This window comes from Amycolatopsis speibonae, from assembly GCF_042647925.1.
In the GTDB taxonomy this organism is placed as follows: domain Bacteria; phylum Actinomycetota; class Actinomycetes; order Mycobacteriales; family Pseudonocardiaceae; genus Amycolatopsis; species Amycolatopsis speibonae.
Genome location: NZ_JBHRWK010000017.1, coordinates 139,253 through 159,912 on the forward strand (window position 1 = coordinate 139,253; position 20,660 = coordinate 159,912).

Sequence of the window (20,660 nt, forward strand, 5' to 3'; positions counted from 1 at the left end):
AGGGGAGGCGAGCCAGGTGGGCGTTCGTGCCCAAGGCGGGTCGCTGGCCCCTGGCCGGGTCGTCGGTGACGGCCGGTATCGCCTGCTCGCACAGTTCGGGGTGGACGAACGGGCGGCGGCGCATCTTTGGCGCGCCCGCGACGGGCAGCTGAAGCGGGATGTGGCGCTGACGCTGCTGGTCGGCGACCCGGCGGACGCGGAAGCCGCGAGGCTCGCGCGCCGGACGCTGGAGCGTGCCGCGCACGCCTCGAAGTTCGGCCACGGCGGGGTCGCGCGCGTCCTCGACGTGCTGAGCCTCGGCAGCGGCGTCACCTCGAGCGAAGGTCTGCTCGGTGTCGTCGTGGCGGAATGGACCAAGGGCAGCGACCTGGTCGACCTGGTGGCGCAGCGCCCGGTGGCGCCCGCCGCGGCGGCCCGGATGGTGCAGGCGCTGGCGGAAGCCGTCGACCACGCGCACCAGAACGGCCTCGTCCTCGGCCTCGACCATCCGCAGCGCCTGCGGCTCACTCCGGACGGCGCGCTGAAGCTCGCCTTCCCTGGCCCACTGCCCGAAGCGACCCTTCGCGACGATGTCAAGGCTCTCGGCGCGGTCCTGTATTTGCTGCTGACCGGCCGCTGGGCCCTTCCCGGCGGTCCGGCCGCGATCCCGGCGGCGCCGCACGCGCCGACCGGCCGTGTCATCCCGCCGCGCTCGCTGGTCCCGACCGTCCCGGTCGAGCTTTCGTCGCTCGCCGTCCGCACCATCGAGGACGGTGGTCACGGCGGCATCCGCACCAGTGCGGCCATCCTGCGCGTGCTGGACCAGGCCGCCGAAGCCGAGGAACGCACCCAGCTGATCAAGGCCGTCGGCGAGGAAGAAGCGCCCGCCGAGGCCGACGGCACCGTCTGGACGACGAAGAAGCCGGTCAAGGACGTCGCGCGGCGCAAGAAGCTGGCGTTCGGCGTGACCGTGCTGGTCGTCGCGACCGTGGTCATCCTCGCCTGGGGCGGGATGATGATGATCAACCTGTTCCAGGGCGAATCGAAGTCCAGCGGGCCGAACATGAACGTCGCCGCGTCGCCGTCTTCGCAGGCTCCGCAGCCGCCGGGCCAGCAGCCCCCGCCCTCGCAGCAGCCGCCGCCGGGTCCCACCGTGGGCGCCGCGGTGAAGCCGTCGGCCGTCGCCGTGTTCAACCCGGGCAGCAAGGGCGACAGCCCCGGCCGCGCCAAGAACGCGACGGACGGCGACGCGGGTACGGCCTGGAAGACCGACGAGTACGACAAGCAGTTCCCCGTGCTCAAGGACGGTGTCGGGCTGGTCGTGACCTTCAAGGACCCGATCAACCTCAGCCAGATCAAGATCGACGCCGGAAGCGCCGGCTCGAAGGTCGAGATCCGCTCCGCCGACAAGAAGAACCCGAAGCTCGACGAGACGAAGGTCGTCGGCGCCGGGGACCTCGCGGCGGGCGAATCGACCATCGCGTTGCAGCAGCCTCAGCAGGGTCAGTACTTCATCATCTGGATCACTCAGCTGGGTGAAGACGACGAAGGCAAGTTCATCACCGAACTCAAGGAGCTGACCTTCCTGCCTGCGGGGTGACGCCGAACACCGGGTTAGTAGGCTCACCCGGGTGACAGCTGCAGCTCCAACGGACGCGGATCTCATAGCGGCGCATGCCGCCGGTGACCCGCACGCGTTCAGTGAACTGGTCCAGCGACATCGAGACCGCATGTGGGCGGTAGCCCTGCGCACCTTGCGGGATCCGGAAGAAGCCGCGGACGCCCTGCAAGACGCCTTCATCTCCGCGTTCCGAGCAGCGGGCAATTTCAGAGCCGAATCGCAGGTCACGACGTGGTTGCACCGCATCGTCGTGAACGCGTGCCTCGACCGCATCCGGCGGGGCAAGGCCAGGCCGACCGTCCCGCTGCCCGAGACCGGGCAGTTCAACGAGCCCGCCTCACCGCGCGACTCGATGTCCGAACGCGAGACGAGCCTTGTGGTCAAGGAAGCCCTCGACCACCTTCCCGAAGATCAGCGTGCCCCGATCGTGTTGGTCGACGTCGAGGGATACTCCGTCGCCGAGACGGCGAAAATGCTCGGCATCGCCGAGGGCACGGTCAAGAGCAGGTGCGCTCGAGGTCGCGGAAAGCTCGCGAAGGTTCTCGGACATCTGCGGAACCCCGATGCGATTGCGAACGTCCCAACTCACGAAAGCAAACGCGCCACCCCGGAACGGGGTGCCAGGCGTCCTCAGGGCACGCCGGGTGACGGGGAGGGAAGATGACAGACGAGAGCAGGGGGATCGGCGGGACCGTCGGTCCGCCGTGGTCTGTCGATGTGCTCGCCGACCTGCACGCAGGTGTACTGGACGAGCGGGAGGCGGCCGAACTGTGGCCGCTGGTGAACGCCGACCCCGAAGCACTGGCGATCATCGAGGCGCTCGAAGCGACCACGGCAGACCTCGCGGGACTCGCGAACGAGCCTGTCGCACCGATGCCGGCGGAGTTCGCCGCACGGATCGACACGGCACTGGCCGCCGAGATGCGGGCGTCGCCTGCCTTTCAGGGCGCATCTGAAGGGCAGCAGGCGCAGGTCGCCCCGGTGGTGGACCTCGCGGCCGCACGGCGGAAGCGGAACCAGCGGATCGGCTGGGGCGCCGGGATAGCGACCGTGGCCGCGGCGGCCATCGCCGCCATCGCGATCGTCGTGCCCGCCACGCGGCAGCCGAGCACGGGCGACGTCGCACAGCCTCCACCCGCCCCTGTCGGACCTTCGGTCGGCGGAGACGGCCACGGCGCCGAAGCCCTTGTCGGCAAGGCGATCGGAGTACGGGACTTCGGCTCGCTGAAGACCGAGGAGAAGCTGGACGCCTGCGTCGAGGCCGCCGGACTCGACCCGGACGTGCGACCGGAAGGCATCCGGCCGGTGAACGTCGCGGGCAAGGACGGCGTGATGGTGATCTACACCACAGGCAAACTCGCCCAGTTCCGCATCGTCGCCTTCGGCGCCGACTGCGGCCCGGGCAACCCGGCGATCCTCTTCGACAAGATCATCGGCCAGAAGTAGGCGGTAGAAGCGATAGCAAAGGTCCCTTGCTCCTCTCGGCGGGAGCAAGGGACCTTTGCTATCGCCGGGGACGCAAGCCAGGAGAAGTAGCGCCGGTCACCCCGGGAACACCGGCCCTTACGATCGTGTTGAGCCTGGTGAACAGGTCACTACCGAGCGGAGGTCACGGGTGGCTGCCGAGGAGATCAGGAACCTGATCATTGTGGGATCGGGTCCTGCGGGATACACCGCCGCTGTCTACGCGGCACGAGCGCAGCTCGAACCACTGGTGTTCGAGGGCACTACGTTCGGCGGTGCGCTGATGACGACGACGGAGGTCGAGAACTTCCCCGGCTTCCGCGAAGGCATCCAGGGTCCCGACCTCATGGAAGAGATGCGCGAGCAGGCCAAGCGTTTCGGCGCCGACCTGCGCCAGGAAGACGTCGAGTCCGTCGAGCTGACCGGTGACGTGAAGTACGTCGTCGCGCACGGCAAGCGCTACGCGGCCCGCGCGGTCGTGCTCGCGATGGGTGCCGCGGCGCGCTACCTGAACGTCCCGGGTGAGCAGGAACTGCTCGGCCGCGGTGTTTCGGCCTGCGCCACTTGCGACGGCTTCTTCTTCCGCGACCACGACATCGTGGTCGCCGGCGGCGGCGACTCCGCGATGGAGGAGGCGACCTTCCTGACGAAGTTCGCCAAGTCCGTCACGATCGTCCACCGTCGCGAGGAGTTCCGCGCCTCCAGGATCATGCTGGAGCGGGCCCGCGAGAACGAGAAGATCAAGTGGGCGCTCAACAAGCAGATCACCGGCGTCGAGGGCGAGGGCAAGGTCGAAGGCCTGAAGCTCAAGGACACGGTAACCGGCGAGGAATCGCAGCTGGACGTGACCGGGTTCTTCGTCGCGATCGGTCACGACCCGCGCAGCGAACTGGTGCGCGGTCAGGTGGACCTCGACGAGGACGGCTACGTGCTCACGCAGGGCCGCACCTCATACACCAACCTTCCCGGTGTCTTCGCGGCGGGCGACCTGGTCGACCGCACCTACCGGCAGGCGATCACCGCCGCGGGTTCGGGCTGCGCCGCGGCGATCGACGCGGAACGATGGCTGGCGGAGCACGCCGGTGTCGAGACCGCCCACGAGGCACCCGAGCTGGTCGGCGGCGGCTACGGCGCCACCACCAACTGACTTCCCAGCACCCGTTCACCACCCAGGAGGAGACACCATGGCCAACACCGTGACGGTGACCGACAAGACCTTCGTCGACGACGTGCTGACGAGCGAGAAGCCCGTCCTGGTCGACTTCTGGGCGACCTGGTGCGGTCCGTGCAAGATGGTCGCCCCGGTGCTCGAGGAGATCGCGGCGGAGAACGGCGAGAAGCTGACCATCGCGAAGCTCGACATCGACGCCAACCCGAACACTGCGCGTGACTACCAGGTGATGTCGATTCCGACGCTGATCCTGTTCCAGGGTGGCAAGCCGGTGAAGCAGATCGTCGGCGCCAAGCCGAAGGCCGCGCTGCTGTCGGACCTCGCCGACGTCCTCTGATCTCGCGTTTCACCTGCCGAAACCCGGGGCCTGCCCAGGCTCCGGGTTTCGTCGTTCCGCGGAACGGGTAGATCTCACCGTTACCGGAACGCCTGGACGAGTTCCACGAACGGGGACTTGACGCACCGACCGGGCCTCCGCGCTCACCGAGAGTTCACAGGGCACAATAGGGCACCGGGGTTCGCCCCGCAGGGTTTTCAAAGTCGTGCATCGAACTCGATCGGTGCCCCAAAGGAAGAGCGAGGAGTGCATGCGGGTACTCCGCCGCGGTGACGCCGGACCGGACGTCGCCGAGATCAGGTCCACGCTGACGGCGATGGAGCTGCTCCCGCCGGTGACCGAATCCGGGGAGTACGAGGTCTACGACACGGCGATGGAACACGCCGTGCGCGCGTTCCAGCAGGGCCGTGGGCTCATCACCGACGGTCTGGTGGGTCCGGCGACCTACCAGGCGCTTCGTGGCGCGGGCTTCCACCTGGGCAGTCGCCCGCTGACCTACATGTTCTCCGCGCCCATGCAGGGTGACGACGTCTTCGCGCTCCAAGAGCGGCTGACCGAGCTCGGTTTCGACGCCGGCCGTCCGGACGGGCACTTCGGCGCCCAGACCGAACGCGCGCTCAAGACCTTCCAGCGCGACATGCGCCTGGTCGCCGACGGTATGTGCGGTCCGGCCACGATCCGCGAGCTGCACCGGCTCTCCTCGCCGCGTACCCGCGGCGGCCGCCCTGTCTTCCTGCGTGAGCAGGAGCAGGTGCGCCAGGCGGGCCCGCGGTTGCGCGGCAAGCGCATCGTGATCGACCCTGGCCACGGCGGCGAGGACCTCGGTGTCGTCGCGGGTGAACTGCGGGAAGCGGACATCGCCTGGGACCTGGCTCGTCGACTCGAAGGCCGGATGCAGGCCACGGGCATGGAAGCGCTGATCTCGCGCGGCCCGAACCAGAGCCCGAGCGAGGGCGACCGGGCGAAGTTCGCGAACGAGGCAGGCGCCGACCTGTTCCTTTCGCTGCACAACGACAAGAACCCCTCACCCAAGGCCCAAGGTGTCGCGAGCTTCCACTTCGGCACCGGCAACGGCACCACGTCGACCGTCGGTGAGCTGCTGGCGGGCTTCATCCAGCGTGAGCTGGCCGCCCGCACCGGCATGCTCGACTGCCGCACGCACTACAAGACCTGGGAGATCTTCACCCGCACCCGCTGCCCGGCGGTGCGGATCGAGATCGGGTACCTGACCAACCCGGAAGACAGCCGCAAACTGGCCGACCCGGCTTTCCGCGACGTCGTCGCCGAAGGCATCCTCGTCGCCGTGAAGCGCCTGTACCTCCTCGGCGAAGGGGACCAGCCGACCGGCACGTTCACCTTCGCGGACGTCCTGGCCCACGAACTCGCCAAAGCGGAGTAGCCAGTCCTCCATACCCGCACGCGGGCGCACATCCCTCCGCCGAGCCCCTCGGCACAACCGGTTGTGTGCCCCCTCGCCCGATCACGCCACACCTAGCTCCACGCGACGCGCAGCCCCCACCCTTCCCGGGGGGCGTCCCCAGGTCCAGCCTACCCATCCACAGTTTTTCCACCGCTCCTATCAGCGATCTGTGGATAACTCGGCGGGTTACCCACAGCTGTCCCCAGGCCGGGGGATGGCCGCTGCGCGCACCCGAAAACTCTGCTACGACGCCTCACCCAAACGCTATGAAAGGTCCTTTCCTTGCGAAATTTGCAAGGAAAGGACCTTTCATAGCAACCGGAAGGTGGTCGTCCGGAAAAGCTCAGGCGCGGCCCAGGCTCGGTTCGGCGGTCGTGATGGAGACCTGGCCGAGCAGCCGCTCGAGGGCCGCCTCCACGTCTTCCTTCCACGAGATCGCCGACCGCAGTTCCAGTCGCAGCCGCGGCCACCGCGGATGCGGCCGCACGGTCTTGAACCCGACGCTCTGCAGGAACGCGGCGGGCAGCACACAGCTGTGCCCGCCGTCCGGATCGGTCTCGTCGGGCTTGGCGTCCCCGAAGGCCTCGATCGCGCGGACCCCGCGTTTGGTCAGATCCTTCGCGACGGCCTGCACCAGCATCCGGCCGAGCCCGCCGCCCTGGAACTCGGGAAGGATCTGGAAGGCGGTCAGCAGCACCGCGTCCGGGCCGGGCGGCGAAGTCGGGAAGGCGAGCGAGCGCGGCACGGCGTTCGGCGGCGCGTAGAGCACGAAGCCGACAGGCAGGGTGTCGCTGTAGACGATCCGGCCACAGGAACCCCATTCCAGCAGCACGCTGGAGACCCAGGCTTCCTTTTCGACCTCTGTCGCGCCGTACTCCTCGGCCTGCGCCTTCATATGCGGCGCCAGCTCCCAGTACACGCAGCGGCGGCAGCTCTTGGGCAGATGCTCGAGGTTGTCCAGGGTTACGCCCACGACGCGACGCGACACAGACAAACCTCCCTGAACGACGACACCCGACGCAGCCTTGTCCCGAGCAGGGCTCGCTGAAGGGGTCCTATCCGAGGATAGGCGGATGTGATGAACACCGGAAGGCCAGGGCCCCTCAAGGGAGGGTGGTTACACTCGATGGAACTACCAGTCGGTAGCGACTATGTCCACTTCGAAGCACGGGTGAAGCGCCTGATGACCGAGAATCGCCCTGTCCGGCCGGAGCCCGGCCGCCACAACCTCGACCCTCATCTCGACCGCTACGCCGCGCGTACGGCCGGAATGACTGCTTCCGAGATCAGGGCATTGTTCGCGGTGGCCAGTCGCCCCGAGGTGGTCTCGCTCGCCGGCGGGATGCCGAACCTCGCCGCGCTCCCGCTGGACACGTTGTCCGCGCAGGTCGGCGAGCTCATCGCCGAAGAAGGCCTGGTCGCGCTCCAGTACGGCTCCGCGCACGGCGTCCCGGCGCTGCGCGAGCAGATCTGCGAGATCATGGCCCTCGAGGGCATCAAGGCCCACCCGGACGACGTCGTCGTGACGGTCGGCTCGCAGATGGGCCTCGACATGGTCACCCGGCTGTTCTGCGACCCGGGCGACGTCATCATCGCCGAAGGGCCGTCGTACGTCGGCGCGCTCGGCTCTTTCGCCGCGTACCAGGCGAACGTCGTGCACGTCGCGATGGACGACCACGGCCTGGTCCCCGAAGGGCTGCGCGCCGCGCTCGCGGAGACGCGGAAAATGGGCCGCCGGGTCAAGTTCCTCTACACGATCCCCAACTTCCACAACCCCGGCGGCGTCACGATGGCCGTCGAGCGGCGCGCGGAGATCGTGGAGATCTGCCGGGAGAACGACATCCTCATCGTCGAGGACAACCCGTACGGCCTGCTCGGCTTCAGCGGGCAGACGTACCCGGCACTCCGCTCGATCGACCCCGACAACGTCGTTTACCTGGGCTCTTTCTCGAAAACCTTCGCTTCCGGACTGCGGGTCGGCTGGGTGCTCGCGCCGCACGCCGTCCGGGAGAAACTCGTGCTCGCGGCCGAGTCCGCGACGCTGTGTCCGCCAACGCTTAACCAGTTGATCGTGTCGCGATACCTCTCGACTCATGACTGGATGGGTCAGATCAAGACCTTCCGCGAGAACTACCGGGAGCGCCGGGACGCGATCCTGTCCTCGCTCGAACAACATATGCCCACCGGCTGCAGCTGGACCAAACCCGACGGCGGTTTCTACGTCTGGATGACCGTCCCCGAAGGCGTGGACACGAAGGCGATGTTGCCGAGGGCCGTCACGGCCCGGGTCGCGTACGCCTCCGGAACCGGTTTCTACGCCGACGGTTTCGGGAGCAGACAGCTGCGTCTTTCCTACTGCTACCCGACGCCCGAACGGATCCGCGAAGGCGTCCGGCGGCTCGCCGCGGTGCTCGAGTCCGAAATGGACCTGGCGCGTACCTTCGGTAACGTGAGCCCACGCTCGATCTCGGGGCCGCAGAACCCCTCTCCGGACACGGTCTGATCGGCCGGACGTCCCCAAAGAACAAAAGGAGTCCTCGGTGGTCGACCGCACCGTCGCCGTACTCGCAGGCGGACTTTCCCACGAACGCGATGTCTCCCTCCGCTCCGGGCGCCGGCTTTCGGTGGCATTGCGGGCGGAAGGCCTGATCGTCGAGGAGTGGGACACCGACGCCGGTCTGCTCGAACGCCTTCGCACCCAGCGCCCCGACGCGGCCATCGTCGCCCTTCACGGTGGCGAAGGGGAGAACGGTGCCGTGCAGACGGTGCTGGAGATGCTCGACGTGCCCTACGTCGGCACCAGTTCGCAGGGCTGCCGCCGCGCGTGGGACAAGCCGACGGCCAAAGCGCTCGTCGCCGACGCGGGCTTCACGACGCCGGACTGGGTCGTGCTGCCGCACAGCACCTTCCGCGAACTCGGCGCGCAGGCCGTACTGGACGCGATGGTCGAGACACTGGGCCTGCCCCTGATCCTCAAGCCCGACCAGGGCGGTTCGGCGCTGGGCGCGCAGGTCGTCAAGGAGGCGTCGGAGATGCCCGGCGCGATGGTCGGCTGCTTCGCTTACGGCGACACCGTTCTCGCCGAGAAGTTCGTCTCCGGCGTTGAGGTGGCCGTGACGGTCGTCGAAGGCGAAGAAGGTCCCGAAGCCCTGCCCGCGGTCGAGATCGTGCCGGAGAGCGGCGTGTACGACTACAAGGCCCGCTACACCGCCGGCCTGACCGACTTCTTCACGCCCGCGCGGATCAGCGACGACGCCGCCAAGTCTGTCGGCGAGCTGGCCGTCGCCGTGCACCGGCAACTCGGGCTTCGCGACATCTCGCGCACCGATGCCGTGGTCGCCGAAGACGGCACGGTCTACTTCCTCGCGGTGAACCTGTCGCCTGGCCTCACCGAGACGTCGATCGTGCCCATGGCGATGGAAGCCGCCGGCGCCACCCTTGGCTCGGTCTTCGCCGACCTCGTCGGGCGGGCGATTTCCCGCAAGAGCTGAGCCGAACCCGGCGAAGGGGACTTGCCCGTCAAGGGCGAGTCCCCTTTTTCATGCCTTGGCCACGACGACGACCTGGTACTCGTCCTCGTAGATGATCCGCCCTGGGTTCGTCGACCAGACGGTCTCGCAGGGAACTTCGAGCGTCTCCAGGATCGCCAGGTAGCCGTCGACCCGGTCGATGAAGAGCCGGGCGGTCGCCTTGAACCACGCAGCGGCCCCGGGATTCACCGCGGCGTCGTAGACGCTCGGATCGGTGTGCGCCGGGTTGATGAAGTTCGCGTCGTACCAGTCGTTGTTCGCCCGGCGGAAGGCCTCCTGCTCGACGGTGAGGCGACCGGCTCGCGCGAGGTTGTTGACGAGCCCGAAGACCCCCGTGAAGTTTCCTCGCTCGTCGCGGGTCGGGCTCTGGAAGCGAACGAAGGTCATCGCCGGGACCATCCCCGCACCCACGCCAGCAGCTCCTCATCGAGCAGGGAATCGAGCACTGCGTCTGCGGGGAAGTCCTGATACTTCAGCGTGGGCACCCCGATGACGGGGACCCCTGCCGCCCGCGCCGACCGGAGCCCGGTCATCGAGTCCTCGAACGCCAGCGAGTCGGCAGGCTCGACCTTCAAGAGGCGACAGGCGGTCGAGTACATCTCCGGATCCGGCTTCGGCGCGGCCACCTCGTCGGCGGCCAGTTTCACGGGAAACATTGCCGAAAGCCCGCCGCGAGCGAGTGCGGCGTCCAGGAGAGCTCGGGGCGAGTTGCTCGCGACGGCGACCGGAACGGCGGCGGCGGCCAGTTCGACCAACTCACGCGCACCGGGCATCGCCTCCGCTTTCGCGGTGACGACCTCGGTCACCAACCTCAGCAACTCGTCCGCGATCCCGGCGCCGCCGCCGGGCTCTCCGAACGCTTCCGCCATCGCGTCGGCGGCGGCCGGAAGCGACTTGCCGATCACCAGCGCCTTCTCGTCCGGACCGAACGGCAGACCTCGCCGCGCGAACAGTTCGGTCTCGGCGACCGACCAACACGGCTCGGTGTCCATGAGCAATCCGTCGCAGTCGAAGATCACCGCGCGCGGATTTCGACCGTCGAAGAACTCCTTCACACTTGCCCCCAGTTCAAGCACCCAGCGTTACTTCGTCATCATCACGCAGCTATCGTCACCGTGACAAAACGACCCGGTGTGATCCCTAATCGGTTTCAGGTGTCAGTTTTGCCCGATTTTCGTCCATCAGTGCCACGATGCGTTCAAGATCGTCCACCGAGCCGAATTCGAGGGTGATCCGGCCCTTTCGGCGACCGAGGTCGACCTTCACGCGAGTATCGAAGCGGTCCGAAAGCCGGTTCGCCAGTTCCTGGAGACCGGGAGCCTGGATCGGCTTGCGGGGAGCGGGCTTCGGCTTGGCCGGCTTTTCGCTCTTCTTGAGCGTGACGGCTTCCTCGGTCGCACGGACCGACATGCCCTCCGCGACGATCCGCGCGGCCAGCTCTTCCTGACTGTCGGCGTCCTCGAGAGAGAGCAGCGCCCGCGCGTGGCCCGCCGAAAGCACCCCGGCGGCGACCCGTCGCTGGACCGCGAGGGGGAGTTTGAGCAAGCGGATCGTGTTCGTGATGACCGGGCGGCTGCGCCCGATCCGGCCCGCCAGCTCCTCGTGCGTGACCGCGAATTCGTCGAGCAGCTGCTGATACGCGGCCGCCTCTTCGAGCGGGTTGAGCTGAACGCGGTGGATGTTCTCGAGCAGCGCGTCGCGCAACATCGCCTCGTCGGCGGTCTGACGGACGATCGCCGGAATCGCCTTCAGCTCCGCCAGCTGAGACGCGCGCAGCCGCCGCTCACCCATGACGAGTTCGTATTCGTCATCGCCGAGTTCCCGGACCACGATGGGCTGCATGAGCCCGAACTCGCGGATCGAGTGCTCCAGCTCGTTGAGCGCGTCCTCGTCGAAGACCTGCCGTGGCTGCTTCGGGTTCGGCTTGATCTGGCCGACCGGCACCTCGCGATAGACCGCGCCGGCCACCGTGCCGCCCTGCGAACCGGCCGCGCCGTTGGCCGCGAACCAGCCCTTGTCGTCCGGTCCCGCCGGACCGGCCGGGGGAGCGGGGACCGCGGTCGAACCGTTCTCGACCGGTGCCGCGGAGCCCGGCGGCGGGCCGGTGGGGATCAGGGCGGCGAGCCCGCGCCCGAGCCCCCCTCTGCGCTCGCTCATGCCGTACCGCTCCTTTCCTTCATCTCCACCCCACGCTGGGCGATCTCCTTCGCCGCGTCCACGTAGCTCATCGCACCCCGGGAACCCGGGTCGTACGCGAGGACCGTCTGCCCGTATCCAGGCGCCTCGGAGACCTTCACACTGCGCGGGATCACCGTCTTGAGGACAGTGTCCCCGAAGTGGTTCCGCACCTCGTTCGTCACCTGGTCGGCCAGCTTCGTCCGGCCGTCGTACATGGTGAGGAGAATCGTGGAGACGCTGAGCTCGCGGTTCAGGTGCGCCTGGACGAGCTCGATATTGCTCAGCAGCTGACCCAGACCTTCGAGCGCGTAGTACTCGCACTGGATCGGGATCAGCACCTCCTGCGCGGCGACCATCGCGTTGACGGTCAGCAGACCGAGCGACGGAGGGCAGTCGATGAAGACGTAGTCGACGCCGATCTCGTCGAGGATCTCGGACGAGAGCGCCTCCTTGAGTCGCATCTCGCGGGACGCCATGGACACGAGTTCGATCTCGGCGCCGGCGAGGTCGATGGTCGCGGGCACGCAGTAGAGGTTCTCCGACTGCTCGCTCTGCGCCGCCGCCTCGGCGAGCGTGACCTCGCCGAGAAGCACCTCGTAGATCGACGGCGTGCCGGAGCGGTGGTCGATGTCGAGCGCGGTACTCGCGTTGCCTTGGGGGTCGAGGTCGATCACGAGCGTCTTGAGCCCGTGGACGGCCAGGGCCGCGGCGAGGTTCACCGTGCTCGTGGTCTTGCCGACGCCGCCCTTCTGGTTGGCGACCGTCAGCACTCGCCGACGGCTCGGCCGGGGGAGCGCCCCCTTCTTGGGGTGCAGGACGCTGGCGGCGCGGACGGCCTCTTCAGCGATCGGCGTCCAGCCGAGCTCGTGGCCGGTGCTCGCAGGGTCGGACGGTGGGGGAGTCACCGGTCTCGAGCCTCCTCTGTATTAGACGTGGGAGTCGTTCTGCGTTGTTTCACGTGGAACTGGCCTGGCTGCGCCTGCCACGCGGCGTCGGGCGCAACCGACTGATCACGACGACCGTGCTGGGGACTTCAAGTACCTTCGTGCCGCACTCGAAGACTTCCGGCTCGCCGCCGCCTGCCTTCCGGACGGCGACGCGATCGCGTTCGATTTCTTCTCCGGCGCTCGCTCCTTTGAGGGCGACCAGAGTGCCTTGCGGACGCACGAGCGGGAGGCACCAGTTCGCGAGCCGGGCCAAGGGAGCGACCGCCCGGGCGGTGACGACATCCGCGCCACCGAGCTCCTCGCGTACCTGCCGCTCTTCCGCGCGCCCGCGGACAACGGTGATGGGGAGTTCCAGCTTCTCGGCAACCTCGGCCAGCCAGTCGACCCGGCGGGCCATCGGTTCGAGCAGAACGATATCGAGGTCCGGTCGGCTGATCGCGAGCGGCACACCCGGAAGCCCCGCACCCGACCCGACATCGACCACGCGGGCGCCGTCGGGAATCCGCTCGCCGATCACGGCGGAGTTCAGGACGTGCCGTTCCCAGAGGCGGTCGACCTCACGGGGACCGATCAGCCCGCGCTCCACGCCGTGGCGCTCCAGGAGTTTGACGTAGCCGGCGGCTTGCTCGACGCGGTCTCCGAATACTTCCGACGCCGCACTCCGTACCGATGCGGCGACCCCGTCCAAGCCCACTCTCGCTCCTCAACCTCGACGCCGTTTCACGTGAAACGCGCTCCACTGATTGTCCATGACGCTGACCGCAATGCGGGGAGACAGACCGAAGTTGTGGACAACTCCACTCGCCCCGCGCGTTTCACGTGAAACGCCACGCGTGTAATTCGCCTCGGAGGCCATCCGCGGGCAACCCCCATATACAAGGAAGCGGCCCGCCGGATGACCGGCGGGCCGCTTCATTCGAGAAATCCGTCAGGCGGGGAAGATGACAACCCGGCGCTTCGGGTCCTCTCCTTCGCTCTCACTCTTGACCCCATCGACAGCGGCGACCGCGTCGTGCACGACCTTCCGCTCGAACGGGCTCATCGGCTGCAGTCGGACACGCTCGCCGGAGGAGACCACTGTCTCGGCTGTCGAGCGGCCGAGCTCGCGAAGCTCCTCGCGACGGTCCGCGCGCCAGCCCGCGATGTCCAGCATCAGCCGGCTCCGCGAACCGGTCTCCTGCTGGACCGCCAGCCGAGTCAGCTCCTGCAGCGCCTCGAGGATGGTGCCGCGGGGGCCGACGAGCTTCTCCAAGTCCTCGCCACCGTCGATGCTGACGATCGCGCGGCCCGCTTCGACATCGAGGTCGATGTCGCCGTCGTAGTCCAAAAGATCGAGCAGCCGCTCGAGGTAGTCGCCGGCGATGTCACCCTCCTTCACGAGGACGTCGTCGTCGACACCTCCCTTGCGACCGGTCTCCTCAGCGGCGCCTTCGACCTCGGCCGCGCTGTTCTCCTCGGCGTCGATCGTGTCGATCGTCTCCGCCATTGTTGGTCTCCTCTCCAGCCCGGATCGGCGTCAGCGACGCTTCCGGCCCGATTTCTTAGTCGAGTCCGAGATGAGACCGGGCGTGTCCGCGCCGTTCTCCTTCGAGCCGTTCGTCGACGACTCGGCTGATGCGTTCGTGGTGTCCGCCGTCTCCGCGGCGTCGGAAGCGGCCTGGGCGGAACCGGTCTGGGCGAAGCCGTGGGGCGAGCCCGCCTTCTTGACCTGACCACCGGAGGACGGCTTGTTCTTCTTCTGCTGGACCGGCTTCTGGCCCGGGCGCGGCGCGGTCGGCTTCTGACCCGGCTTCGGGCCGAGGTTCGCGCGCTTCTCCTTCTCGGCTTCCTTGCGGGCCTCTTCTTCCTTGTCGATCTTCGTGTAGACGAGGCGCTGCTGCATCAGGGTCCAGCCGTTGTTCGCCAGCCAGTAGAAGAGGAGGCCGAGCGGGAACAGCGCACCGAAGACGAGGACACCGAGCGGGAAGATGTACATCGTCAGCTTGTTCATCATCGCGGTCTGCGGGGTGGCCGACTCGGGGTTCTGGCGCTGGACCGAGTGACGCGCGGTGAGGTGCGTGGCGATGCTGGCGACGATCATCAGCGGGATCGCGACCGGTGCCACGTGCCAGTGGAAGCCCGACGGTGCGTTGCCACCGCTGACCACGTTGACGCCGGTGTAGATGGCCTCACCGAGGTTCGTTCCGAACAGCTTCGCGTTGACGTACGACTCGACGCCGGCCTGGTCGAAGAAGTAGTTCTCCGTCTTCGGGCCGCCGTACGGGTTGATGGTGAACATCCGCAGGACGTGGTTCAGACCGATGAAGACCGGGATCTGCAGCAGCATCGGCAGGCAGCTGCCCAGCGGGTTGACGCCGTGCTCCTTCTGGAGCTTCTGCATCTCCATCGCCTGGCGCTGCCGGTCGTTGGCGTACTTCTTCTGGACCTTCTTCATCTCCGGCGCGAAGTCCTGCATCTTCTTCATCGACCGGACCTGGTTCACGAACGGCTTGAACATGATGCCGCGGACCGTGAACGTCAAAAAGATGATCGCGAGGATCCACGAGACCGCGTTCGCCTCACCGAACACGAGCCCGAAGACCTTGTGCCAACACCACAAGATGAAGGACACGGGGTAGTAGATGAAGTCGAGCACTGAGCTACTCCTCGATCGGTGTTTCAGGTCGGCGGCGGCGCCACGAGAACGTCTCGGGTACCGGGTCGCGGCCGGGCATGGTCCACGGGCCGCAGCGCAGCAGTCGCCGAACCGCGAGATAGGTGCCGCGGCCGGCGCCGTGCCGGGTCAGTGCCTCTACGGCGTACGCGCTACAGCTCGGGTAGAACCGGCACGCCGGAGGGAGGAAAGGAGAGATCGCCTTGCGATACAGCTTGATGGGCAGGAGCAGCACCCATGCCACCGGGCCGGGGCGGGCGTCTTCGGTGGTCTCGTTCTCGGTGGCTCGCATGCCGTTACACCGCTGATCCGTTGTCGGGGGGTCGCGCCTGGCGGGACTTCCCGGTGACGGCGGTCTGCCCGGACAGCCCGAGTCGCCGCAACGACGCGTCGAGGTCCGAGCCGAGTTCCGCGCTGGACGCGTCCGCGGCCGGAGGTAGTGCCCGTACCACCAACGAGCTCCCCGGCGGCAGTGTTCCGATCCTGGCGGAAATGAGATGCCTCAACCGGCGGCTCACCCGGTGGCGCACCACCGAATTGCCGACGGCCTTGCTCACCACAAAACCCGCCCGCGCCGCTTCCGCGGCATCGGACGGGTCCGTGGTCAACGCATGGACGACGAGGCGGCGCCTGCCTGCCTTGGCCCCACGCCGCATCACGGCACGGAAATCCTCACTGCGCCGCAAACGCGCGGCGGCCGGCAGCACGACGTCCCTCGACGGCGACCGGATCAGGCGGACAGCGCGCCGCGGCCCTTGCGACGGCGAGCCGCCAGGATGGCCCGGCCGGCGCGGGTCCGCATCCGCAGCCGGAACCCGTGGACCCGGGCGCGTCGGCGGTTGTTCGGCTGGAAGGTGCGCTTACCCTTGCTCACGACTAACTTCTCCTGTTTCTCGGCCGCCGGGAACGGTTCGACCCGTTCCTGGCGTGTCGTGCTGACGCACGGCAGTCTCTGGTGTCTCCTACCAACGTGTGGCCTCGTCACGTCGAGCGACGACAACGTGGGCACGCGAAACGCCCCCGCTGTATACGGGAGACCTTACGAGGGTACGCACCCACCGCCCGGGACCGGCAGGCACCCCCTCGACCACACACCGCGACGGTACGGGGAGAGTGATCACCGGCGACGCGAGGGCATCGAATGGCCACGCGCCGGACACCGTGAAATGCTTGCGCACGAGGATGCCTTGTGGCAACGAGCGGGGCTTGTTAGCGTGCCCCTCCCAGGTTTTCGCCGAGGTGGAACGGTGCAGGCGCCAGGGTGTCCTTGGGGATGTGGAGGCGTCCTGTAGGCCTACGTCGATCCCGCAGGTGGCGTCATCGCGGGCCGCCGTACATTAGTGCACAGCTGTGGACAACTATGTGGATATTCGCTGTGCGCATGAGCCGGTCTGGCCATGATGACGCTCGACCCGGCACTTCGGCCGCTGAGTGATCTCACGCACGCACCGATGAGGGGAGGGGAGTCAGGCAGGTGTCCGATCACCAGCACAATCTTGGCGTCATCTGGGAACAGGTCGTGCGCGAGCTGTCGGATGGCACCCTCTCCCCGCAGCAGCGCGCTTGGATGCGGGTGACCCGGCCGATCGGCCTGCTCGACGGCACGGCATTGCTCGCCGCCCCCAGCGACTTCGCCAAAGAAGCGATCGAACGCGCCCTTCGCGGCGCGATCACCGAAGCCCTTTCGCGCCGGCTCGGCCGCGCGGTCTCCCTCGCGGTGAAGGTCGACAGCACCGAGACGCACACCTCGATGCCTCCCCCCGCGCCAGGCCCCCGTTATGACGCGTCACCCGGTCGGGTGGAAAACGGTTCCGGCCCGGTGCCGGGTCCCCCGCCGCTGCCCGACGGTGACGGAATGCTGTCCCCCACCAGGCCCCGGCCCGAGCCCCCGAAGCCTCGGCCGCCCAGGCAGGCGAGGCAGCAGCCGGTGGACAACAGCCTGAACGACGGCGACGACAGTGACGAAGAGGTCGACGAAGAGGGCGAGGCCCTCGCCGCCGTGACCGAGATCTGGCCGACGTTCTCCGGCCAGCCGATCGCGGGCCAGCCCTACACCGCGCCGGCGCAGCCGCAGACGTCGAAGACGAAGCTCAACGAGAAGTACACGTTCGACACCTTCGTCATCGGTGCGTCGAACCGCTTCGCGCACGCGGCCGCGGTCGCCGTCGCCGAAGCACCGGCTCGCGCGTACAACCCGTTGTTCATCTGGGGAGAGTCCGGACTCGGGAAGACCCACCTGCTGCACGCCGTCGGGCACTACGCCCAGCGGCTGTTCCCCGGCATGCGCGTGCGGTACGTGTCGACCGAAGAGTTCACCAACGACTTCATCAACTCGCTGCGAGACGACCGCAAGGTCGCGTTCCAGCGCCGCTACCGCGACATCGACATCCTGCTCGTCGACGACATCCAGTTCCTGGAAGGCAAAGAAGGTACGCAGGAAGAGTTCTTCCACACCTTCAACACCCTCCACAACGCGAACAAGCAGATCGTCGTCTCCTCCGACCGCCCGCCGAAGCGCCTCGAAACGCTGGAAGACCGGCTGCGCACGCGGTTCGAGTGGGGCCTCATCACCGACATCCAGCCGCCCGAGCTCGAAACGCGTATCGCGATCCTTCGCAAGAAGGCCGCTCAGGACAGGCTCGCGGTCCCCAACGAAGTACTGGAGTTCATCGCTTCGCGCGTCGAGGCGAACATCCGGGAACTCGAAGGCGCGCTCATCCGCGTCACCGCCTTCGCGTCGCTGAACCAGCAACCGGTCGACGTCGCTCTCGCCGAGATCGTGCTCCGGGACCTCATCCCGGATTCGCACGCGCCGGAGATCACCGCGCCGACCATCATGGGGGTCACGTCGGAGTTCTTCGACGTGACACTCGACGAGCTCTGCGGGCCCGGCAAGACGAAGGCGCTCGCGACGGCGCGCCAGATCGCGATGTACCTCTGCCGCGAGCTGACCGACATGTCGCTGCCGAAGATCGGGCAGACCTTCGGCGGCCGCGACCACACGACGGTCATGCACGCGGACAAGAAGATCCGCAAGGAGATGGCCGAACGACGGCGCATCTACGACCAGGTCCAGGAGCTCACCTCCAGGATCAAGCAGCGCGCCAGGCAGTAGTTTTTCTATCGAGCGCTGATGTAAACGTGCCGAAGGGGCGTCGTTCCGCTTACCACTCAGGTGGGCGGAGAGGCGCCCCTTCATCACGTTTACATGGGCCTTCGGCCCGAAAGAGGGCGCTCGACGGGTGAAGTCTCCGTCGGGCGCGGGGCGCCCTTGGGGAGACCCCGTGGTCAACCAAGCTCGTGTCCCGTATTCCTTGGCGTACAAGGGTTTCTGGGGCTTTCATCCGCTGGGTGGGAGCCCCTTCTTGTGTCCTAAGAGGTCTGAGGCGCGTGTAGAGCGGGTACCTCGGAGACGTCACGTATGGGTGCGGAGGGGCCGAAGTGTGCATGAGTGCATTTCAGGTTTTCCCTTGTGTACAAAGGAAATCCACATGCTGTGGGTACTTTGTGCACAACTCAGGCGGGGGCGGGACCTGCGGCGATCGGGTTTCCGTCCACATCGCACTCACAGGAAGTCCACAGCATTTCCACACCATGATCCACACGCTGTCCCCAGGTTGCCCACATCTTGTGCACAAGGGTGAACGAACCTGCTCGGGTCACTCTCCCGAGCGATTCCGGTCACGCGCCGGACCCACAGCCCCTGGGTACAAATCGCCTCACAACTGGGGATAACCGTGGGGACAACTGTGGATGACTGTGGACAGATCGAGCACCGCCCGAAACCATCCACCGACGCACCCGATTGTCCACAGTCCACGCACAGGGGGAGTCCACAGCCTCCGAGCCGTCCGGACCTGCGCGAACAAGGCTTGTCCACACAATCCACAACGCCTATTACTACTGCTGTTCTTAGTTCTTCTTAAGAAGGGAATAAAACAAAAACAGGCGAAGGACGAATCTGGGGACAGCCGGTGAACCGTGTCGTCTTGTCGACAAAAGCAAGGGGAGGCCGAGGTGACGCGGACCCCGGGGACGGCCTAACGTGGGTCCCTGCACCTGGTCTGCGTGTCGACGTGCGTTCGCGTCCTCGCTCGGACCGGACCTACCTGCGAGGCACCTGGCCATCGCGCTCTCCGGCCGCGGTGACCCGTTGAGCTTTCGAGCCGTCAGGGGCTCGGCTGTCGAAAGGAAGCGCGCATGAAGATCCGCGTCGAGCGTGACGGGCTGGCCGACGCCGTCGCGTGGGTGGCGAGAAGCCTCCCGTCGCGGCCTCCGGTCCCGGTTCTGGGCGGTGTCCTGCTCGATGCGGGATCCGACGGGACGAGTGACGCACTCACCGTCTCCGGATTCGACTACGAGGTCTCCGCCACGGTCGGCGTCCCGGCCACCATCGCCGACGGCGGCCGCCTCCTGGTCTCCGGTCGACTGCTGGCCGACATCACCAAGTCGCTGCCCGCGCAGCCGGTGGAGATCTCGGTCGACGGCGCCCGCGCGACCATCACCTGCGGCTCCGCGCGCTTCTCCCTGCCGACCATGCCGGTCGAGGACTACCCGCAGCTCCCGTCCCAGCCCGCCTTCGCCGGTGAACTCACCGGCGACGCGTTCGGCCAGGCCGTCACCCAGGTCGTCGTCGCCGCGGGCAAGGACGACACCCTCCCGATGCTGACCGGCATGCGGCTGGAGATCTCCGGCTCCGCGCTGACCCTGGTCGCCACCGACCGCTTCCGGCTCGCGATGCGCGAGTTCACCTGGGAGCCGGCCGAGGGCCTGTCCGACGCCGCCGTGCTCGTCCCGGCGCGCACGCTCGCCGAGGCCGCGAAGACGCTCGGTGCCAGCGGCGCCAAGATCCGCCTCGCGCTCGCCAGCGGTGAGGGCCTCCTCGGCCTCTCCGGCTCCGGTCGCTACACCACGACCCGCCTCCTCGACGCGGAGTTCCCGCCGTACCGGCAGCTGCTGCCCGCGCAGCACACGTCGCGCGCGGTCATCGAGGTCTCCGCGCTCGCCGAGTCGATCAAGCGTGTTTCGCTGGTCGCCGAGCGTGGCACCCAGGTGCGGCTGGAGTTCAGCGACGGTTCGCTGCGGCTTTCCGCCGGCGGCGACGACGAGGGTTCGGCCGAAGAAGAGCTTCAGGTCGACTACGAGGGTGAGCCGGTGACCATCGCGTTCAACCCGGGTTACCTCGTCGACGGGCTCGGCGCGCTGAACGCGAACCGCGCGGAACTGACGTTCACCACTCCGAACCGGCCGGCGCTGATCAAGCCCGCCGACGAAGAGGGCAACGTCGTTCCCGGCTACCTGTACCTGCTGATGCCGGTCCGCCTCCCGGGCTGACCGGTCTTTAGTTTTCTTTCGCACCA

General features: G+C 67.6%; 21 protein-coding genes. 10 read left to right on the forward strand and 11 right to left on the reverse strand.

The window, feature by feature from the left end; translation table 11 throughout:
• Positions 1–16 precede the first annotated feature (16 nt).
• From ACFOSH_RS12965 to ACFOSH_RS12990, 6 genes are all read left to right on the forward strand, one after another.
• On the forward strand, positions 17–1,579 hold the full coding sequence (locus tag ACFOSH_RS12965) for a protein kinase family protein (RefSeq protein WP_378239177.1): 1,563 nt from the start codon (positions 17–19) through the stop codon (positions 1,577–1,579).
• A gap of 31 nt (positions 1,580–1,610) precedes the next feature.
• Positions 1,611–2,264, forward strand: coding sequence for an RNA polymerase sigma factor SigM (gene sigM, locus ACFOSH_RS12970; RefSeq protein WP_378239055.1), 654 nt, complete (start codon positions 1,611–1,613; stop codon positions 2,262–2,264).
• Positions 2,261–3,046 (forward strand): hypothetical protein, encoded by a 786-nt coding sequence (locus ACFOSH_RS12975; RefSeq protein ID WP_378239056.1) that lies wholly within the window; start codon positions 2,261–2,263, stop codon positions 3,044–3,046. Before sigM ends, ACFOSH_RS12975 begins: the two co-directional genes overlap by 4 nt.
• Before the next feature lie 169 nt (positions 3,047–3,215).
• Positions 3,216–4,211, forward strand: a complete 996-nt coding sequence (gene trxB, locus ACFOSH_RS12980; RefSeq protein WP_378239058.1) for a thioredoxin-disulfide reductase — start codon at positions 3,216–3,218, stop codon at positions 4,209–4,211.
• Positions 4,212–4,248: 37 nt separating this feature from the next.
• Entirely contained in the window at positions 4,249–4,572 is a 324-nt protein-coding gene (trxA, locus tag ACFOSH_RS12985; RefSeq protein ID WP_007032253.1) for a thioredoxin, read from the forward strand.
• A 250-nt stretch (positions 4,573–4,822) separates the two neighbouring features.
• Positions 4,823–5,971, forward strand: a complete 1,149-nt coding sequence (locus ACFOSH_RS12990) for an N-acetylmuramoyl-L-alanine amidase (protein WP_378239059.1) — start codon at positions 4,823–4,825, stop codon at positions 5,969–5,971.
• 364 nt (positions 5,972–6,335) lie between these two features.
• On the opposite strand, the gene ACFOSH_RS12995 is transcribed toward ACFOSH_RS12990, so the two are convergent.
• On the reverse strand, positions 6,336–6,980 hold the full coding sequence (locus tag ACFOSH_RS12995; protein WP_181775548.1) for a GNAT family N-acetyltransferase: 645 nt from the start codon (positions 6,978–6,980) through the stop codon (positions 6,336–6,338).
• A gap of 195 nt (positions 6,981–7,175) precedes the next feature.
• Between ACFOSH_RS12995 and ACFOSH_RS13000 the strand changes: the two genes are divergently transcribed.
• Both ACFOSH_RS13000 and ACFOSH_RS13005 read left to right on the forward strand, forming a co-directional pair.
• Positions 7,176–8,495 carry an aminotransferase-like domain-containing protein gene (locus tag ACFOSH_RS13000; protein WP_378239060.1) on the forward strand — a complete coding sequence of 440 codons (1,320 nt, stop codon included), beginning with the start codon at positions 7,176–7,178 and terminating at the stop codon, positions 8,493–8,495.
• Positions 8,496–8,532: 37 nt separating this feature from the next.
• Entirely contained in the window at positions 8,533–9,483 is a 951-nt protein-coding gene (locus tag ACFOSH_RS13005) for a D-alanine--D-alanine ligase family protein (protein ID WP_378239061.1), read from the forward strand.
• Between the two features lie 48 nt (positions 9,484–9,531).
• Here ACFOSH_RS13005 and ACFOSH_RS13010 read toward each other — a convergent pair whose 3' ends face one another.
• The 10 genes from ACFOSH_RS13010 to rpmH form a co-directional block, all read right to left on the reverse strand.
• Positions 9,532–9,909 carry a hypothetical protein gene (locus ACFOSH_RS13010; RefSeq protein ID WP_378239062.1) on the reverse strand — a complete coding sequence of 126 codons (378 nt, stop codon included), beginning with the start codon at positions 9,907–9,909 and terminating at the stop codon, positions 9,532–9,534.
• Entirely contained in the window at positions 9,906–10,598 is a 693-nt protein-coding gene (locus ACFOSH_RS13015; protein ID WP_378239063.1) for an HAD family hydrolase, read from the reverse strand. Before ACFOSH_RS13015 ends, ACFOSH_RS13010 begins: the two co-directional genes overlap by 4 nt.
• A 64-nt stretch (positions 10,599–10,662) precedes the next feature.
• The gene (locus ACFOSH_RS13020; protein WP_378239064.1) at positions 10,663–11,679 is read right to left on the reverse strand and encodes a ParB/RepB/Spo0J family partition protein; all 1,017 of its coding nucleotides are present in this window, start codon (positions 11,677–11,679) and stop codon (positions 10,663–10,665) included.
• Positions 11,676–12,605 (reverse strand): ParA family protein, encoded by a 930-nt coding sequence (locus ACFOSH_RS13025; protein ID WP_378239065.1) that lies wholly within the window; start codon positions 12,603–12,605, stop codon positions 11,676–11,678. The genes ACFOSH_RS13020 and ACFOSH_RS13025 overlap by 4 nt, the downstream gene beginning before the upstream one ends.
• 49 nt (positions 12,606–12,654) lie before the next feature.
• Positions 12,655–13,341, reverse strand: coding sequence for a 16S rRNA (guanine(527)-N(7))-methyltransferase RsmG (gene rsmG, locus ACFOSH_RS13030; protein ID WP_378239066.1), 687 nt, complete (start codon positions 13,339–13,341; stop codon positions 12,655–12,657).
• A gap of 234 nt (positions 13,342–13,575) precedes the next feature.
• Entirely contained in the window at positions 13,576–14,133 is a 558-nt protein-coding gene (locus tag ACFOSH_RS13035) for a Jag family protein (protein ID WP_101611577.1), read from the reverse strand.
• Positions 14,134–14,163: 30 nt separating this feature from the next.
• The gene (gene yidC, locus ACFOSH_RS13040) at positions 14,164–15,282 is read right to left on the reverse strand and encodes a membrane protein insertase YidC (protein ID WP_378239067.1); all 1,119 of its coding nucleotides are present in this window, start codon (positions 15,280–15,282) and stop codon (positions 14,164–14,166) included.
• 4 nt (positions 15,283–15,286) lie between these two features.
• A complete protein-coding gene (gene yidD, locus ACFOSH_RS13045) occupies positions 15,287–15,592 on the reverse strand; it encodes a membrane protein insertion efficiency factor YidD (protein ID WP_378239068.1) in 306 nt (101 codons plus the stop codon).
• A gap of 4 nt (positions 15,593–15,596) precedes the next feature.
• Complete coding sequence (gene rnpA, locus ACFOSH_RS13050) at positions 15,597–16,007, reverse strand: ribonuclease P protein component (protein WP_378239069.1); 411 nt, start codon at positions 16,005–16,007, stop codon at positions 15,597–15,599.
• Between the two features lie 23 nt (positions 16,008–16,030).
• The gene (rpmH, locus tag ACFOSH_RS13055) at positions 16,031–16,174 is read right to left on the reverse strand and encodes a 50S ribosomal protein L34 (RefSeq protein WP_005154511.1); all 144 of its coding nucleotides are present in this window, start codon (positions 16,172–16,174) and stop codon (positions 16,031–16,033) included.
• Between the two features lie 600 nt (positions 16,175–16,774).
• Here rpmH and dnaA point away from each other — a divergent pair.
• Both dnaA and dnaN read left to right on the forward strand, forming a co-directional pair.
• Entirely contained in the window at positions 16,775–18,415 is a 1,641-nt protein-coding gene (dnaA, locus tag ACFOSH_RS13060; protein ID WP_378239071.1) for a chromosomal replication initiator protein DnaA, read from the forward strand.
• A gap of 1,085 nt (positions 18,416–19,500) precedes the next feature.
• A complete protein-coding gene (gene dnaN / locus ACFOSH_RS13065) occupies positions 19,501–20,634 on the forward strand; it encodes a DNA polymerase III subunit beta (protein ID WP_378239072.1) in 1,134 nt (377 codons plus the stop codon).
• Positions 20,635–20,660 lie beyond the last annotated feature (26 nt).

What these genes read in the sequence shown, in the direction of transcription:
- yidD (WP_378239068.1), bottom strand. Translation starts at nt 15,592, where the DNA reads ATGCGAGCCACCGAGAACGAGACCACCGAAGACGCCCGCCCCGGCCCG.
- ACFOSH_RS12990 (WP_378239059.1), top strand. Translation starts at nt 4,823, where the DNA reads ATGCGGGTACTCCGCCGCGGTGACGCCGGACCGGACGTCGCCGAGATC.
- ACFOSH_RS13010 (WP_378239062.1), bottom strand. Translation starts at nt 9,909, where the DNA reads ATGACCTTCGTTCGCTTCCAGAGCCCGACCCGCGACGAGCGAGGAAAC.
- dnaN (WP_378239072.1), top strand. Translation starts at nt 19,501, where the DNA reads ATGAAGATCCGCGTCGAGCGTGACGGGCTGGCCGACGCCGTCGCGTGG.
- ACFOSH_RS12975 (WP_378239056.1), top strand. Translation starts at nt 2,261, where the DNA reads ATGACAGACGAGAGCAGGGGGATCGGCGGGACCGTCGGTCCGCCGTGG.
- ACFOSH_RS13035 (WP_101611577.1), bottom strand. Translation starts at nt 14,133, where the DNA reads ATGGCGGAGACGATCGACACGATCGACGCCGAGGAGAACAGCGCGGCC.
- trxA (WP_007032253.1), top strand. Translation starts at nt 4,249, where the DNA reads ATGGCCAACACCGTGACGGTGACCGACAAGACCTTCGTCGACGACGTG.
- ACFOSH_RS13000 (WP_378239060.1), top strand. Translation starts at nt 7,176, where the DNA reads ATGACCGAGAATCGCCCTGTCCGGCCGGAGCCCGGCCGCCACAACCTC.
- ACFOSH_RS13020 (WP_378239064.1), bottom strand. Translation starts at nt 11,679, where the DNA reads ATGAGCGAGCGCAGAGGGGGGCTCGGGCGCGGGCTCGCCGCCCTGATC.